This is a genomic window from Inquilinus sp. Marseille-Q2685 (assembly GCF_916619195.1).
In the GTDB taxonomy this organism is placed as follows: domain Bacteria; phylum Pseudomonadota; class Alphaproteobacteria; order DSM-16000; family Inquilinaceae; genus Inquilinus.
In genome coordinates this window covers 279,242-294,454 of the sequence record NZ_CAKAKL010000004.1, presented here as the reverse complement: position 1 = coordinate 294,454, position 15,213 = coordinate 279,242, and the positions used below count along the sequence as shown (strand labels likewise).

The following is a 15,213-nucleotide window of genomic DNA, read 5'->3' as shown; positions in this document are numbered from 1 at the left end:
CGACGCGATCATGACGCCAGCGTCGCGGCGAAGCGCAGCCGGACGTAGTCGGCGGTCCAGTTCCCGGACCGGTCGCGCAGGCTGGGCGCCAGCAGCGCCTCGACCTCGTCCAGCAGCGCCGCCCTCGCCGCGCCGTCGATGCCGTCCAGCAGCGGGTTGGCGAAGGTGTCGAGCCAGCCGCGCATGCCGGTGGGCAGCGGCGTCGGCCGCGGCATCAGGCCGATCGTGTCGACGCGGAAACCCTGCGCCTGCAGCTTCGCCGTGTACTCGGCCGGGGTCGGGAAGAACCAGGGCACGCGGGCGGCGCCGTCCAGGCCGCGGGCGTTCAGCGCCGCGACCAGCGCCGTCACGATCGCCGCGACATTGCCGTGGCCGCCGAACTCGCCGACGAAGCGCCCGCCCGGCTTCAGCGCCCGCCGGACGCCGGCGATCACCGCGTCGGCGTCCCGCATCCAGTGCAGCGCGGCGTTGCTGAACACGGCGTCGAACTCGGCGTCGAAGGCCAGGGCCTGGCCGTCGGCGATGCGGGCGTCCAGGCCCAGGGCGCGGGCGGCGGCCACCAGCTCGGCCGAGGCGTCGGCGCCGACCACCTCGGCGCCGGCCGCGGCCAGCTTGGCGGTCAGGGCGCCGTCGCCGCAGCCGAGATCGAGGATGCGCTCGCCCGGCCGCGGCGCCAGCAGCTCGAGCACCGGCTGGCCCAGATGGGCGACGAAGCGGGCGTTGCGGGCATAGCCTTCGGCGCTCCAGGACTGCGCTTCCTTGATCGTGCTCATGGCGGTGGTCCTTGGATATGGGCCCTGTTGGTCCGGCAGACTATCGCGCCGGCGGGCGTCCTTCGGCCAATGCCCGATGGATGTATCGGTCGTGACGGTGCAAAGCGGGCCTGCTCCGCCATGCCGATTTTCTACAAGACGGGCCGGCGGCCGGGCCTATGATCGGGCCGATGGACAGCATCACGCAGGAACAGGCGGTGGCGGCCGAGCCGCTCGCGCAGGGCGAGCGGTCGCGGTTCTTCACGGCGTCGGGCTTCGACGGGCTGGAATGCCTGGAGGCGACGTTCCGCACCCATCGCTATGCCCTGCACATGCACGAGACCTACGCCATCGGCGGCATCTTCGCCGGCTGCGAGACCTTCCTCGCCCGTGGCGAGCAGCGCTACGGCGGCCCCGGCGACCTCGCTCTGGTCAATCCGGAGGACGCGCATGACGGCGAGCCTTACGGTGCCGGCTACCGCTACCGCATGACCTATCCCTCTGTCGCGCTGATGCGGCGGCTGGCGTCGGAGATCGCCGGCCGGCCGGTGACCGAGACCCCGTTCTTCCCGCAGCCGGCGGTGCACGACCCCGACACCGTGGCCCTGTTCGCTGAGGCCTTCGCCGCGCAGTCCAGGGGTGACGTCCTGGCGATGGACGAGCTGCTGCTGCGTGCCTATGGCCGTTGCCTGATCCGTCATGCCGCCTTCCGCCCGGCCGAGCCGGCGCCGGATTCGGGCCGCATCGCCCGGGTGGCCGAGCTGATGCGCGACCGCTATGCCGAGGAGCTGTCGCTCGACGATCTCGCGGCCGAGGCCGGGCTGTCGCGCCACCACCTGATCCGCGCCTTCCGGCGCGAGCTGCGGATGACGCCGCACGCCTATCTGCTGAACCTGCGCGTCCAGGCCGCCCGGCGCCGGCTGCGGGCGGGCGAGGCGCCGGCCGAGGTCGCGGCCGCCACCGGCTTCTGCGACCAGGCCCATCTGACCCACGCCTTCAAGGCGCGGCTGGGCGTCGCCCCCGGCGCCTACCGGGCCGGCTTTCATCTCTGAATACCCCCAACATCGGCTTCCGCATGACCCGAGACCTCCGGCGCGATGCCCTGGACGGCATCCGCGACATCCTCCCGGCCGCGATCGCGGCGATCCCGATCGGGATGCTCTGCGGGGCGCTCGGCGCCGCCAAGGGGCTGTCGCCGGCCGAGATGGCGCTGATGTGCGCCCTGGTCTTCGCCGGCGGCGCGCAGTTCGCCGCCATCGACCTCTGGTCCTGGCCGGTCCCGGCGGCGACGCTGGTGGTCTCGACCCTGCTGATCAATTCCCGCCACATCCTGATGAGCCTGTCGCTGGCCCGGCGCACCGGCCACTTCACCTGGGGCCAGCGCCTGCTCGGCTATGCGGTGCTGGCCGACGAGAACTGGGCGATGGCGGAGCGGCGGGCCGCGGGCCGCGAGCTGACCCCGGCTTACTTCCTGGGGATGGGGGCCTTCTTCTATCTCAACTGGCTGGCCTGGGGGACGCTGGGCGCCGTGATCGGCGCGGCGATCGGCGACCCGGCCCGGATCGGCGCCGACTTCGCCTTCACCGCCCTGTTCATCGGCCTGGTGGTCGGCTTCTGGCGCGGCCATCGCAGCACCGTCACCATCGCCGCCAGCCTGGTCACCGCCGCCCTGGTCTACCACCTGGCCGGCCCGCCCTGGCATGTCGCGGCCGGGGCGCTGGCCGGCATCGCCGCCGCCTGGCTGGCCGCGGAGCCCGAGGAGGTGCCGGCATGAGCGTCGATTCCGTGCCCTTCGCCGCCATCCTGGGCATGGCGGTCGTCACCTACCTGACCCGGATCTCCGGCCTGTTCCTGGCCGGGCGGCTGCGGCTGCAAGGCCGGATGAAGGCGGCGTTCGACGCGGCACCGCCGGCGGTGCTGACCGCGGTGATCGCGCCGATGGTGTTGGCCACCGGCTGGCCCGAGACCGCGGCGGCGCTGGTCACCGCGCTCGCCGCCACCCGCCTGCCGCTGCTCGCCACCATCCTGGTGGGCGTGGCGGCGGTGGTGGCGCTGCGCGCCATCGGCTGACGGCTTCTTTCCTCGTCCTCTCATTCATCGATCGCCGCGCCGCCCCGCGCGGCGCTCACCTGCCCCTGATCGATTTGTCCGGCATTCACTGTTGCCTCGCTAACATGTCAGATGATATGTCTGACATGAAGCCGCGGATCCAGTGCCTGGAATAGGCATCGCGTCCCGGCGAGACGAAGCGCGGACGTCCAGGTCCGGGCGAGGGAGGACAGCGTGGTGCAAGAGGCAGCGACCCAGATCCCGGACGCCCTCATCCCGTCCCTGACCGCCGCGCTCGGCGCCGCGGCAGTGCTCGCCGGCCCCGACATCCCGGCCCGCAACGAATCCGATTGGAGCACGCTCGGCCCGCTGCGGCCGCTGGCGGTGGTCCGCCCGGCCGACACCGCGGGCGTGGCCGCGGCGATGCGGATCTGCGCCAGGCACGGCGTCCCGGTGGTGCCGCAGGGCGGGCTGACCGGGCTGTGCGGCGGCGCCCGGCCGGTCGCCGGCTCGGTCGCCCTGTCGCTGGAGCGCATGACCGGGGTGGAGGAGGTCGACACCGCCTCCGCCACCATCACGGTGCGGGCCGGCACGCCGCTGCAGGCGGTGCAGCAGGCGGCGGACGAGGCCGGCTTCTTCATCCCGCTCGACCTCGGCGCCCGCGGCTCCTGCGCCATCGGCGGCAACCTGTCGACCAATGCCGGCGGCAACCGGGTGATCCGCTACGGCATGGCGCGCGAGATGGTGCTGGGCATCGAGGTGGTGCTGCCGGACGGGCAGGTGGTCACCAGCCTCAACAAGATGCTGAAGAACAATGCCGGCTACGACCTGAAGCACCTGTTCATCGGCAGCGAGGGCACGCTGGGTGTCATCACCCGAGCGGTGCTGCGCCTGTTCCCGAAGCCGGGCTGCACCATGGCCGTGCTGTGCGGGCTGCCCAGCTATGACCACACGGTCCGGCTGCTGAACGCGGCCCGGCGCGGGCTGGGGCCGCTGCTCTCGGCCTTCGAGGTGATGTGGCCGGATTATTGGGACGTGGTGACACAGAAGGCGCCGGGCATCCGCAGCCCGATCTCCGGCGGCCACGCCGGTTACGTGCTGGTCGAGGCGCAGGGCACCGACGAGGCGGTGGACGGGCCGCGCTTCCAGGCCTGGCTCGAGCGCCAGGCCGAGGACGGCGTGATCGCCGACGCGGCGGTGGCGCAGTCGATCGGCGACATCCGCGCCTTCTGGGGTGTGCGCGACGCGGCGGCCGAATTCAGGCAGGTGCTGGGGCCGCATGAATCCTTCGACATCGGCCTGCCGGTGGCGGCGATGGACGACTATGTCGGGGCCTGCCGCGCGGCGCTGGAGCAGCGCCTGCCCGGCATCTTTGCGCTGTTCTACGGCCATATCGGCGACGGCAACCTGCACATCGTCGCCGGCGTGCCCGGCGCCGAGCCGCAGCCGAAGCAGGAGATCGTCGAGACCGTCTACGCGATGGTCCGCGAGTTCGGCGGCACGGTCTCGGCCGAGCACGGCATCGGCCTGACCAAGAAGCCGTTCCTGCCCTATGTGCGCAGCGAGGCGGAGCTGGCGCTGATGCGCCGGCTGAAGGACGCGCTGGACCCGCGCGGGCTGCTCAACCCCGGCAAGGTCCTGTAGCCCGATCGCCTGGACCGGCCCGGGCGGAAACGACAACAGCCGAGAGGGAGCCAAGATGACGACGAGACCAACGGCGCCGACGGCGGCGTCGGACGAGGCCGTGCTGGACCGCGCGATCCGGCGGGCGACGTGGCGGCTCGTGCCGTTCCTGATCCTGATGTACATGATGGCCTATCTGGACCGGGCCAATATCGGCTTCGCCAAGCAGGCCTACCAGGCGTCGACCGGCATCAGCGACGCGGTCTTCGCCTTCGCCGCCGGCATCTTCTTCCTGACCTACGCGGCGTTCGAAGTGCCCAGCAACCTGATCCTGCACCGGGTCGGGGCGCGGGTCTGGATGGCCCGGATCATGGTGACCTGGGGACTGGTGGCGGCGGCCATGGCCTTCGCCCATGGCGAGACCTCCTTCTCGGTGATCCGGCTGCTGCTGGGCGCGGCCGAGGCCGGCTTCTTTCCGGGCGCGATCCTGTTCATGACCTACTGGTTCCCGGCCCGGGCGCGCGGCCGGGTGATGGGGCTGTTCTATTTCGGCTCGCCGCTGGCGCTGATGTTCGGTGGCCCGATCTCCGGCGTGCTGCTCGACCTCGACGGGCTGTTCGGCCTGCATGGCTGGCAGCTGATGTTTCTGATCGAAGGGCTGCTCGCCTCAGCGGTCGGCGTCTGGGCCTATTTCTACCTGTGCGACCGTCCCTCCGAGGCGCGCTGGATGCCGGCCGAGGAGCGCGAGGCGCTGAGCCGCGCGATCGCGGCGGAGGAGCGGGAGAAGCAGGCCGCCGGCCGGGTCGGCTTCCGCGCCGTGCTGACCGATCCCAGGCTGCTGCATTTCGCGGCGATCTACTTCCTGATCCAGATCAGCGGCTACGGCGTCGCCTTCTACCTGCCGACCCAGGTCGGCGCCCTCCTGGGCATGAAGGTTGGGCTGATGGTCGGCCTGGTCTCGGCGATTCCCTGGGCCTGCGCCATCGTGGCCGCGACGGTCTGGCCGGGGCTGGCGGTGCGGACCGGCTATCGCCGCAGCTTCGCCGTCGTCTCGCTGCTGGGCATCGCGGCCGGTCTCGTCGTCTCGGCGAACGCCCCGCCGGCGCTCGCGATCGCGGCGCTGTGCCTGACGACGATGGGGATCATCACCTCGCAGCCGATCTTCTGGACCTTCCCGACCGGCTATTTCGGTGGGGCGGCGGCCGCGGGCGGGATCGCCGCGATCAACGCCATCGGCAATCTCGGCGGCTTCTTCGCCCCGAACGTCAAGACCGCGGTGGAGCATGGGTTCCAGTCCACCGCGGCCGGGCTCTACGTGCTGGCCGCGGCCGGCCTGGTCGCGGCCCTGCTGGTGACGCTGCTGCGCCCCGGCGCCGGCCCCCGCGCCGACATCAGGCTGCGCGAGGCGCCGGCGCGGGCTTAGGCACTGAGACGAACGGCACCGCCGGCTCCCCCTCACCCTCCCGCCGCCTTCGGCGTCGGGCCCCTCCCTCTCCCCAAGGAGAGGGAGGAATTGCGCCTCGTTACCTCTCCATGGGGAGAGGTCGAAATCGCCCAGCGATTTCGGGTGAGGGGGTGGCTCTGGCCCATCCGACTGATCGAGCGCAGATCTCGCGGGGGGTCATCGCGGGCCACAGAGAGGCGTGGCGATCCAGCGGCACCGCCCCTGGATCACCACGTCGGGTTCGCAACTTACGATCCCCGGTTCATCCGGTTGTCGACCAGGTCGGTCACCACCGCCGGGTCGGCCAGGGTCGAGGTGTCGCCCAGCGCCTCGTGCTCGTTGGCGGCGATCTTGCGCAGGATGCGGCGCATGATCTTGCCGGAGCGGGTCTTCGGCAGGCCCGGCGCCCACTGGATCAGGTCCGGCGTCGCGATCGGGCCGATCTGCTTGCGCACCCACTGCGCGAGCTCGCGCCGCAGCTCCTCGCTGGGCTGTTCGCCGGCGATCAGGGTGACATAGGCGTAGATGCCCTGGCCCTTGATGTCGTGCGGATAGCCGACCACCGCGGCCTCGGCCACCTTCGGGTGCGCGACCAGCGCGCTCTCGACCTCGGCCGTGCCCATGCGGTGGCCCGAGACGTTCAGCACGTCGTCGACCCGGCCGGTGATCCAGTAGTAGCCGTCCTCGTCGCGGCGGCAGCCGTCGCCGGTGAAGTACAGGCCCTTGAAGGTCGAGAAATAGGTCTGGACGAAGCGCTCATGGTCGCCGAACACTGTGCGCATCTGGCCGGGCCAGCTGTCGGCGATGCACAGGTTGCCCTCGGCCGCGCCCTCCAGCGGCTTGCCGTCGCCGTCGACGATCAGCGGCTTGACCCCGAAGAAGGGCAGGGTGGCGGAGCCGGGCTTCTGGGCGATGGCGCCCGGCAGCGGCGAGATCAGGATGCCGCCGGTCTCGGTCTGCCACCAGGTGTCGACGATCGGGCAGCGGCCGTCGCCGACCACGCGGTGGTACCACAGCCAGGCCTCGGGGTTGATCGGCTCGCCGACCGAGCCGAGCAGGCGCAGCGAGGCGCGGCTGGTCTTCTTCACCGGCCCTTCGCCGTCGCGCATCAAAGCGCGGATCGCGGTCGGGGCGGTGTAGAAGATGTTGACCTTGTGCTTGTCCACCACCTGCCAGAAGCGCGAGGTGTCCGGATAGTTCGGCACGCCCTCGAACATCAGCGTGGTGGCGCCGTTCGCCAGCGGCCCGTACAGGATGTAGCTGTGGCCGGTGACCCAGCCGACATCGGCCGTGCACCAGTAGATGTCGCCGTCGTGGTAGTCGAACACGTACTGATGCGTCATCGCGGCATAGACCAGATAGCCGCCGGTGGTGTGCAGCACCCCCTTCGGCTTGCCGGTCGAGCCGGAGGTGTAGAGGATGAACAGCGGGTCCTCGGCGCCCATCTCCTCGGCAGGGCAGTCGGCGGACACCTGGGCGGCCGCCTCGTGCAGCCAGATGTCGCGGCCCTCGGTCCAGCCGATCTTGCCGCCGGTGCGGCGCACGACGATGACGCTGTCGACCTCCGGGCAGCTCTTCAGCGCCTCGTCGGCATTGGCCTTGAGCGCCACGGTGCGGCCGCCGCGCAGGCCTTCGTCGGCGGTGATCAGCACGGTCGAGCGGCAGTCGAGGATGCGGTCCTTCAGGCTGTCGGGCGAGAAGCCGCCGAACACCACGGAATGGATGGCGCCGATCCGGGCGCAGGCCAAGAGGGCATAGGCGGCCTCCGGGATCATCGGCAGGTAGATGGTGACCCGGTCGCCCTTCTTGACGCCGCGCGCCTTCAGCACATTGGCCAGGCGGCAGACCTCCTCGTGCAACTCGCGATAGGTGATGTGGCGGCTGTCCTTGGGGTCGTCGCCCTCCCAGATGATCGCGGTCTGGTCGGCGCGCTTCGCCAGGTGCCGGTCGATGCAGTTATACGCCGCGTTCAGCGTGCCGTCGGCGAACCAGCGGATCCGGACGTCGCCGGTGTAGCTGGTGTCCTTGACCTTGGTGAAGGGCTTGATCCAGTCGACCCGCTTGCCGTGCTCGGCCCAGAAGCCCTCGGGATCCTGGACGGAGCGCTCGTACATCGCCCTGTACTTCGCTTCGTCCACCCAGGCGCGCTTGGCCCAGTCGCCGGACACGGGAAAAAGGCTGGCGTCGGTGCTCATGGGGTCTCCCCGATCGATCTTTTCTCTCCGCGCCGGCCGGGTGGGCGCGTCCCGGCCGGGCGATCCCGCATTCATAGCAAGCGGATCGCGCGTCGGCCACGGCCGATCGGTCGGATCGCCCGGCCTCGGGGACTATCGGTGCAGCGCGCGCTCCAGCTCGCCCTTCGACATCTTCGACCGGCCGGGGATATCCCGCCGCCTCGCCTCGGCGTAAAGCTCGTCGCGGGTCCTGCCGGCGCCGTCGGCGCGCTTGCGGGCGGTCTGGCGGCGCATGGTGCGGTCCTGCGCGGCCTTGCCTTCGGTCTCCGCCTCGGCCGTCTCGCCGCGGCGCTCCTTCGCCTTGGTGCGGCTCAGGTTCCGGCGGTTCTCCTTCGGGCTCTCCTGCCGCGTGGCGCCGGCCTCGTGCAGGGCAATGGCGACCGCCTGCTTCGGGTTCTTCACCTTGGGGCCGGTGCCGCGGATGCGGAGCTCGCCATGCTTGAACTCGTGCATCACGCGGCCGACGGTCTCCTTCTGGGCCTTGGATTGCCGTGCCATGATGACCTCCTTCGCCTATCCGGCGAACGGAGCGGGCGCGGTCCGGGTTCCGGTGGGCATCGGCCGGCAGATGCCGCATTGCTGGTGCGACGCTGCGCGGCCTCGCCTTCTTTCGGCCGCTTTGGCATGCAGGGTGGGATGCCTCCCTGCCATCGCGGTGCCATCCGGCCGACATGATCCTTCGCGCGTTCCTCCTCCGCCTCCTGCTTCTCCTGGCCCTCTTTCCGGCGGCGCTGCCGGCCGCGGCCCAGCAGCAGGAGGCGCCGAAGCCCGATTTCGCGACGCAGAGCGCCGGCTGGCTGAGCACCCTCGACCAACTCCAGGTCCAGCTCTCCGCCCTGGGCCTGACGGAGGACAGCTACAACGCCCTGCGCGACCAGGCCGCCGCGATCGTCGACCAGGCCGGCCAGGCCGCCGACGCCGCCCGCGCCGCCGCCGCCGAGGCCAAGCAGATGGCCGACGCGCTGGGGCCGCCGCCGGCCGAGGGCGCGCCGCCCGAAGCCGAGTCGGTCACGGCCGACCGCAAGCGCCTGGCCGACCAGGCCGCCGCGGCCGACGGCCAGGCCAGGCAGGCGGATCTGATCCGCGCCCGCGCCGACATCCTGCTGCGCAGCGCCGCGGCGGCGCGGCTGGACCAGTTCCGGCGCAACCTGCTGTCGGTGTCGCCGGCGGCCTTCGACCCCGAGACCTGGGTCGAGATCCCGGACCAGACCGGCTATCTGCTGATGCGGCTGCTGCGGCCGTTCCAGGACCATGGCAGCGCCGGCTGGGACGGGGTGGGCGAGATGGCGCGCCGCATCCTGTTCGCCACCATCGGCCTCGGCATCGGCTGGCTGGTGCGGCGCTGGCTGCTGCGCCATTTCGGCCGCCGCCCGTCGGAAACCGTGCCGTCCTTCGGCCGCCGGGTCGCGGCCGCCGCCGTCCACACCATCGCCCATGGCGTGCTGCCGGCGATGGTGACGCTGGCGGCGGCGGTGATCTGCGCCGGCTGGCTCGGCGACCGCCCGGCCAGCTACGTCGCCATGGTCGCGCTGGGCGTCCTGGCCTGGGGCGTCGTCTGCTACTTCCTGACCTCGGCCGCGACCGCAGCGGTGCTGACCCCGGACGAGCCGGCCTGGCGCCTGATCGAGCTGACCGACGCCTCGGCGCGGGCGCTGCATCGCGCCCTGCAGGCGGCGATCGTGATCTGGGCCGTGGCCGGCATGACGCTCGCGATCGCCGACGGGCGGATCCTGCTGCAGAGCGAGCTGCGTGCCCTCCTGGTCGCCGCGGCGCTGACCGCCGGGGCGCTGGCGCTGCTGACCGCGCTCCCCGGATCGCTCTGGGGCCATCGCGCCGACCTGCCGGCCGTGCCGGAGGGCGAGGCCGCCGACGACCGGCCGCCCCCCGATCGTCCGGCCTCGCGGCCGCCCGGACGCTGGCCGCGGCTGCGCCTGCTGGCCGCGCTGCTGGCCGTGGTGGTAATGGTGGCGGGGCTGATCGGCTACCAGAAGCTGGCGCTCTACATCACCTATCTGCTGGCGGCCACGATCGGCATCGGCACCGCCTTCCTGATCCTGCGCCGCATGGTGCAGGAGGCGGTCGGCCGGTTCCTGACCCAGCCGGTCGGCGCCACCGCCAAGCTCCGCCATTCGCTGTTCCCGAACGACCGCGGCCTGTGGGCGTTCGAGACCGGCGCCGGCCTCTCGGCCGACATCGTCTTCGGCGTCGCCGCCTTCCTGGCCCTGGCCCCGGTGCTGGGGCTCAGCGCCGGCGACATCTCGGCGATCGGCTCGGCGATCCTGAACGGGGCCACGGTCGGCGGCGTCCGCATCGCGCCGCTCGACATCCTCGGCGCTGTGGTCGCCTTCACCCTCGGCATCACCGCCACCCGCTTCCTGCAGCGGCGGCTCGATTCGCGCTTCCTCGACAAGCTGCAGATCGACCTGGGCCTGAAGAACTCGATCCGCACCGGCATCGGCTATCTCGGCGTGCTGCTGGCGGCGCTGCTCGGCGTCGGCGTGCTCGGCCTCGACCTGTCGAACCTGGCCCTGATCGCCGGCGCCCTCTCGGTCGGCATCGGCTTCGGCCTGCAGAACATCGTCCAGAACTTCGTCGCCGGCCTGATCCTCTTGGTCGAGCGGCCGGTGAAGGTCGGCGACTGGGTGGTGATCGGCGGGGCCGAGGGCGTGGTCCGGCGGATCAGCGTCCGCGCGACGGAGATCCAGACCTTCCAGCGCTCCTCGGTGATCGTGCCGAACGGCAACCTGATCTCGTCCCAGGTCGTCAACTGGACGCACAAGGACAAGAACGGCCGCGTCGACATCCCGGTCTCGATCGCCGCCTCGGCCGATGTGGAGAAGGCGCGCGATCTGCTGCTGGAGATCGCCAAGGCCGACAGCCGGGTCAGCGCCTTCCCGGCGCCGGTGGTGGCGTTCAAGGCCTTCGGCACGGCGACGCTGGACCTCGAGCTGCGCTGCCACATCTCCAATGTCGACAACTTCGCCGGCGTCGGCACCGATCTGCGCTTCGCCATCTGGAAGGCGTTCCGCGAGGCCAACCTCGCCTTCCAGCCGATCCCGGCCGACATCTCGCTGCCGCAGGCGGTGCAGGTGCTGGCGACCGCGGTGCGCGAGCGCGACGGCGCCCGCGCAGCCAACGGCGCGGCCCATGGCGGTGCCCCGGCCGGGGGCGGGGAGGAGGCGCGGGAGCCGTCGCATGCTGCATGACCTCGGCCGCGTCGTCGGCGCCATCGCCCGCGACCGGCTGGACGAGGCGGCGGTGTACCGGCGCGAGCGGCTCTACGCCCGGCCGCGGGCGCCGGCCGGCCCGCCGGGCGTGCTGGAATGCCCGGTCTGCGGCACCCGGGCGCGGCGCTTCCTGCGCTTCGGCCTCGAGGGCCGGCGCAACGCCATGTGCCCGGGCTGCGGCAGCGTCGAGCGGCACCGCTTCCTCTGGCTCTACCTGACCGCCCGGACCGACCTGCTGGCCGGCCGGCACCGGGTGCTGCACGCGGCGCCCGAGCCGTGGCTGGAGGCGCGGCTGCGCGGGCTGCCGAACCTCCGCTACCGCTCGGTCGACCGGTTCAACCCCTTCGCCGATGTCCAGGCCGACCTGACGGCGCTGCCCTTCGCCGATGCCGCCTTCGACGTGGTGATCGCCAACCACGTGCTGGAGCACATCCCGGATGACGGCGCGGCGATCGCCGGGCTGGCGCGGGTGCTGCGCCCCGGCGGCCGCGCCATCCTGATGGTGCCCTTCGATCCGAAGGGGCCGACGCAGGAGGGCGCGGGGATCGCCGATCCGGCCGAACGGATGCGCCGCTTCGGCCACCCCTATCACTACCGCATCAACGGCCGCGACTTCCCCGACCGGCTGGAAGCGGCCGGGCTGGCGCCCACGGTGGTCGACAGCCGGGCCCTGCTGCGGCCGCATCTGCGCCGCCGTTTCCGGGTGAACCGGAACCACCTGTTCGACTGCCGGCGGCGTTGATCGGGTGGTGACCGGCATGGGCCGGAATGTTTGAATAGCATTTAGCGGACATTGTCTCTTGTTCTGGGATTGAAATCTTTCGATCTGATAAAGAGTCCGTAGAAAGTTCGATCTGAATTCTTTGTTTTCAGGTTGATCGCCCAGCGAAGTCTCCGTATTGATGCGGCGGGGGCGGATGAAACCCTGCATAAGAATGCCGGGAGCGGGCGCCCTGGTTCGAACTCTGACCAGGATGGCGGCAGATGAAGAGTCTGACCTTGTGTGCGGCGGGAACCGTTGCCCTGTTGCTGGCTACGCCCGTCATGGCCCAGCAGGCGAGGGGGATCTATCTGGGCGCGGGCGCCGGCGTGAACATCCGGCAGGACCAGAAATGGACCTTCGACGACCCGGCCACCGACGGCCATGCCGACGTCTCCTTCGACACGGCGCCGACCGGCAACGTCTATATCGGCTATGATTTCGGGGCGATCCGGGCGGATATCGAAGGCAGCTTCCGCCAGAACGACATCGGAACCACGAAGCTCAGCTACGATTCCTTCCGGCTGAACCGGTTCATCACCGTCCCCGGCGCCAATGACGTCAAGGTCAACGTCAAGGGCCACGAGCGCACCATCGGCCTGATGGCCAATGTCTATTACGACTTCGAGTTCGGCTCGCCCTTCGTGCCCTATATCGGCGGCGGCATCGGCGTCGGCTTCAACACCTGGAAGGTGAAGGCCAGGGACTTCAACATCGACTTCGAATACGATTCACCGCTCTTCGCCTATCAGGGCATCGCCGGCGTGTCCTACTACATCACGCCGAAGCTGGCCGCGAACCTGGAGTACCGCTATTTCGGCGAGACCGATGCCGAGTTCACCTCGGGCAGCACCAAGGTCAAGCTCGACGCCCCGGCGAACCACACCATCCTGTTCGGCGTCAAATACGTCTTCGAGTTCGGCGCCGCCTCGGGCGAGCCGGCGCCGGAGGTCCCTGTCGACACCGGCCAGCGCAGCTATCTGGTGTTCTTCGACTTCGACAGCTCGCGCCTGACGCCGGAGGCGCGGTCGATCGTCGCCTCGGCCGCCACCGACGCGCTGCGCGGCGAATCGACCCGCATCGACGTCACCGGCCACACCGACCGCTCCGGCACCGACGCCTACAACCAGGCCCTGTCGGTGCGCCGGGCCGAGGCGGTGCGGCGCGAGCTGGTCGCGGACGGCGTCGCCGACAACCTGATCATCGTGCGTGGCGTCGGCGAATCCGACCCGCTGGTCCCGACCGCCGACGGTGTGCGCGAGCCGCAGAACCGCCGGGTCGAGATCGTGATGAACTGAGAGCTCTTTTGGAAATGCGCTGGCGTGAGTCGGCTGGTGGTGGTTTCGAGAACCGGAGCTCAGCGCACGTTTGGTGCGTGAGCACCGGAAGCGGAGAAACCGCCATCAGACGGCCGCGCCAGTAGCATTTCCAGAAGGGCTCTGAGACCGGCAGGGCGTGGGCCGGGGCCCCCGGCCTACGCCGCCAGCATCCAGCCTCCCCAGGCGATCAGGCCGGCGCCGGCGGCGCGGCCGAGCCAGGGGCCGCCGGGGATCGTCTTCTCCAGCAGGACGAACAGCGCGATCGCGCCCACCCAGGCGAGATTCATCACGCCGCCGACGAACAGCAGCAGCATCAGCGCCCAGCAGCAGCCCAGGCAGAACAGGCCGTGGCGCAGGCCGAGGCCGAACGGCCCGGACCGGTGGTGCCGGGTGAGGAACTCGACCGGCGACCGGCAGCGGACGAGACAGCCCTGCTTCAGCGGGGTGAGCTGCCAAGCGCCGGCGATCACCAGCGCGCCGCCGGCCAGAACCGCGTTGGCCGTCGCCATCGCCGGGGACAGCAGGGCCAGAGAATCGAGCCGCCATTGCAGGGCGGCGGCCAGGACGCTGAAGCCGGCCCAGACCACGAGATAGCCGAGCGCGAACCGCAGGGTCGCGTCATGCGGGGCCGCCTGCCGGCGATGGCGCTGCAGCGCGGCATAGGTCAGCACCATCGGCGCAGCCCCGGGCAGCATCATGGCCACCATCATCACCGCCCACATCGCCGCCATCAGGGCGAAGGTGGCGCCGGTCCAGGGCGCGGGCGCCGCCGGGTCCATCGCCATGCCGGGCATGTCCATGCCGGGCATCGCCGTCCCGGGCATTTCCGTTCCGGGCATCGCCGTCCCGGGCATTTCCGTTCCGGGCATCGCCGTCCCGGGCATTTCCGTTCCGGGCATCTCCATCCCGGGCATCTCCATCCCGGGCATTTCCGTGCCGATGCCGAGGCCGACATACGTCCAGGCCGCGATGCAGACGCAGGCGAGGGCGACGAGCGTCACCAGGCGGTCGCGGCGAAGCACCGCCTCGATCGCGGAGGGGGCGGCGCCGGCGTGCATCCTGCAGCTACGCCACGATGCCGGCGTTGCTGAGATGGATGCGGGCGAACTGGGCGTAGGTGCCGGCGAGGTCCAGCTCGATCCCGCCGGTGGCCCTGGTCGTGCCGCTGCCGATCTCGGCAAGACGGTACTCGAAGCCGTGCGGCAGGTCGATGCGGACGCGGTGCTCGGCGCCGGTCACCGGGTTGCGGATCGGCTCGGCGTTGATCTCCAGCACCTCCGGCACGACGATCCGCCCGCGGCGGCGGTCGACGTCGATCTCGATTTCCATCGGCCTGAACAGCGTCTCGAGCCGGTTCGGCGACATGGCGGTGAACACCCACCACATCGTCGCCATGTCCTCGGTCTCCTGGCCGGTCATGATCTTCTGCAGCGCGTCGCGCTGCGCGGCGTCGGCGCGCTCGTCGATGATCAGCTGCATGGTGCCGTTGCCCTCATGCACCGGCCCGGGCCAGCGATACAGGCCTCCGCCCTTCAGCCCGTCGAGGCTGACATCGCCGAAATGCCCGCTTTCGATCAGAAACCCGGCGGCGGCGCGGCAATGCCCGTGCGTCGGCAGGTCGTTGAACTGGCACGGGCAGCCATAGGAGCAATTGCAGTTGGCGAGCTCCGTCGCCTTCAATTCCCATTCCACCATCGTCTTGGCCTCCCCCGAAGAGGTCTCTGGAGCAGCCGCAACAGTCGATAGACGCATAAAAACTTATGAAAATATTACGCTTTCTGGGCGGCGGCGGCAATATCCGCCAT

At 70.9% G+C, this 15,213-nt stretch carries 13 protein-coding genes; 8 read left to right on the top strand and 5 right to left on the bottom strand.

The features are described 5' to 3' along the window. Nucleotides 1–8: 8 nt before the first annotated feature. The gene (locus LG391_RS21445; RefSeq protein ID WP_225770075.1) at nucleotides 9–773 is read right to left on the bottom strand and encodes a class I SAM-dependent methyltransferase; all 765 of its coding nucleotides are present in this window, start codon (nucleotides 771–773) and stop codon (nucleotides 9–11) included. Between the two features lie 170 nt (nucleotides 774–943). On the opposite strand from LG391_RS21445, the gene LG391_RS21440 reads away from it, so the two are divergent. The 5 genes from LG391_RS21440 to LG391_RS21420 all read left to right on the top strand — a co-directional run bounded on the left by LG391_RS21440 (nucleotide 944) and on the right by LG391_RS21420 (nucleotide 5,847). Next, entirely contained in the window at nucleotides 944–1,804 is an 861-nt protein-coding gene (locus LG391_RS21440) for an AraC family transcriptional regulator (RefSeq protein ID WP_225770074.1), read from the top strand. A gap of 23 nt (nucleotides 1,805–1,827) precedes the next feature. Next, nucleotides 1,828–2,526 carry an AzlC family ABC transporter permease gene (locus tag LG391_RS21435; RefSeq protein WP_225770073.1) on the top strand — a complete coding sequence of 233 codons (699 nt, stop codon included), beginning with the start codon at nucleotides 1,828–1,830 and terminating at the stop codon, nucleotides 2,524–2,526. Then, the gene (locus LG391_RS21430) at nucleotides 2,523–2,822 is read left to right on the top strand and encodes an AzlD family protein (protein WP_225770072.1); all 300 of its coding nucleotides are present in this window, start codon (nucleotides 2,523–2,525) and stop codon (nucleotides 2,820–2,822) included. Before LG391_RS21435 ends, LG391_RS21430 begins: the two co-directional genes overlap by 4 nt. Nucleotides 2,823–3,038: 216 nt before the next feature. Further along, nucleotides 3,039–4,445, top strand: a complete 1,407-nt coding sequence (locus tag LG391_RS21425; protein WP_225770071.1) for an FAD-binding oxidoreductase — start codon at nucleotides 3,039–3,041, stop codon at nucleotides 4,443–4,445. A 55-nt stretch (nucleotides 4,446–4,500) separates the two neighbouring features. Further along, nucleotides 4,501–5,847, top strand: a complete 1,347-nt coding sequence (locus LG391_RS21420) for an MFS transporter (RefSeq protein ID WP_225770070.1) — start codon at nucleotides 4,501–4,503, stop codon at nucleotides 5,845–5,847. Nucleotides 5,848–6,116: 269 nt separating this feature from the next. Here the strand turns inward: LG391_RS21420 and acs are convergent, their stop codons facing one another. Beyond that, nucleotides 6,117–8,063: an acetate--CoA ligase gene (acs, locus tag LG391_RS21415; protein WP_225770069.1), complete on the bottom strand. Its 1,947-nt coding sequence runs from the start codon at nucleotides 8,061–8,063 to the stop codon at nucleotides 6,117–6,119. 132 nt (nucleotides 8,064–8,195) lie between these two features. Then, nucleotides 8,196–8,600, bottom strand: a complete 405-nt coding sequence (locus LG391_RS21410) for a DUF6496 domain-containing protein (RefSeq protein ID WP_225770068.1) — start codon at nucleotides 8,598–8,600, stop codon at nucleotides 8,196–8,198. A 173-nt stretch (nucleotides 8,601–8,773) separates the two neighbouring features. On the opposite strand from LG391_RS21410, the gene LG391_RS21405 reads away from it, so the two are divergent. The 3 genes from LG391_RS21405 (at nucleotide 8,774) to LG391_RS21395 (ending at nucleotide 13,387) form a co-directional block, all read left to right on the top strand. Next, complete coding sequence (locus tag LG391_RS21405; protein WP_225770067.1) at nucleotides 8,774–11,308, top strand: mechanosensitive ion channel family protein; 2,535 nt, start codon at nucleotides 8,774–8,776, stop codon at nucleotides 11,306–11,308. After that, nucleotides 11,298–12,071 (top strand): class I SAM-dependent methyltransferase, encoded by a 774-nt coding sequence (locus LG391_RS21400; protein WP_304608538.1) that lies wholly within the window; start codon nucleotides 11,298–11,300, stop codon nucleotides 12,069–12,071. The genes LG391_RS21405 and LG391_RS21400 overlap by 11 nt, the downstream gene beginning before the upstream one ends. A 242-nt stretch (nucleotides 12,072–12,313) precedes the next feature. Then, entirely contained in the window at nucleotides 12,314–13,387 is a 1,074-nt protein-coding gene (locus LG391_RS21395; RefSeq protein WP_225770066.1) for an OmpA family protein, read from the top strand. 176 nt (nucleotides 13,388–13,563) lie between these two features. On the opposite strand, the gene LG391_RS21390 is transcribed toward LG391_RS21395, so the two are convergent. Both LG391_RS21390 and LG391_RS21385 read right to left on the bottom strand, forming a co-directional pair. Further along, complete coding sequence (locus LG391_RS21390) at nucleotides 13,564–14,466, bottom strand: DUF2182 domain-containing protein (RefSeq protein ID WP_225770065.1); 903 nt, start codon at nucleotides 14,464–14,466, stop codon at nucleotides 13,564–13,566. A gap of 7 nt (nucleotides 14,467–14,473) precedes the next feature. After that, nucleotides 14,474–15,103, bottom strand: coding sequence for a DUF1326 domain-containing protein (locus LG391_RS21385; RefSeq protein WP_225770064.1), 630 nt, complete (start codon nucleotides 15,101–15,103; stop codon nucleotides 14,474–14,476). Nucleotides 15,104–15,213 lie beyond the last annotated feature (110 nt).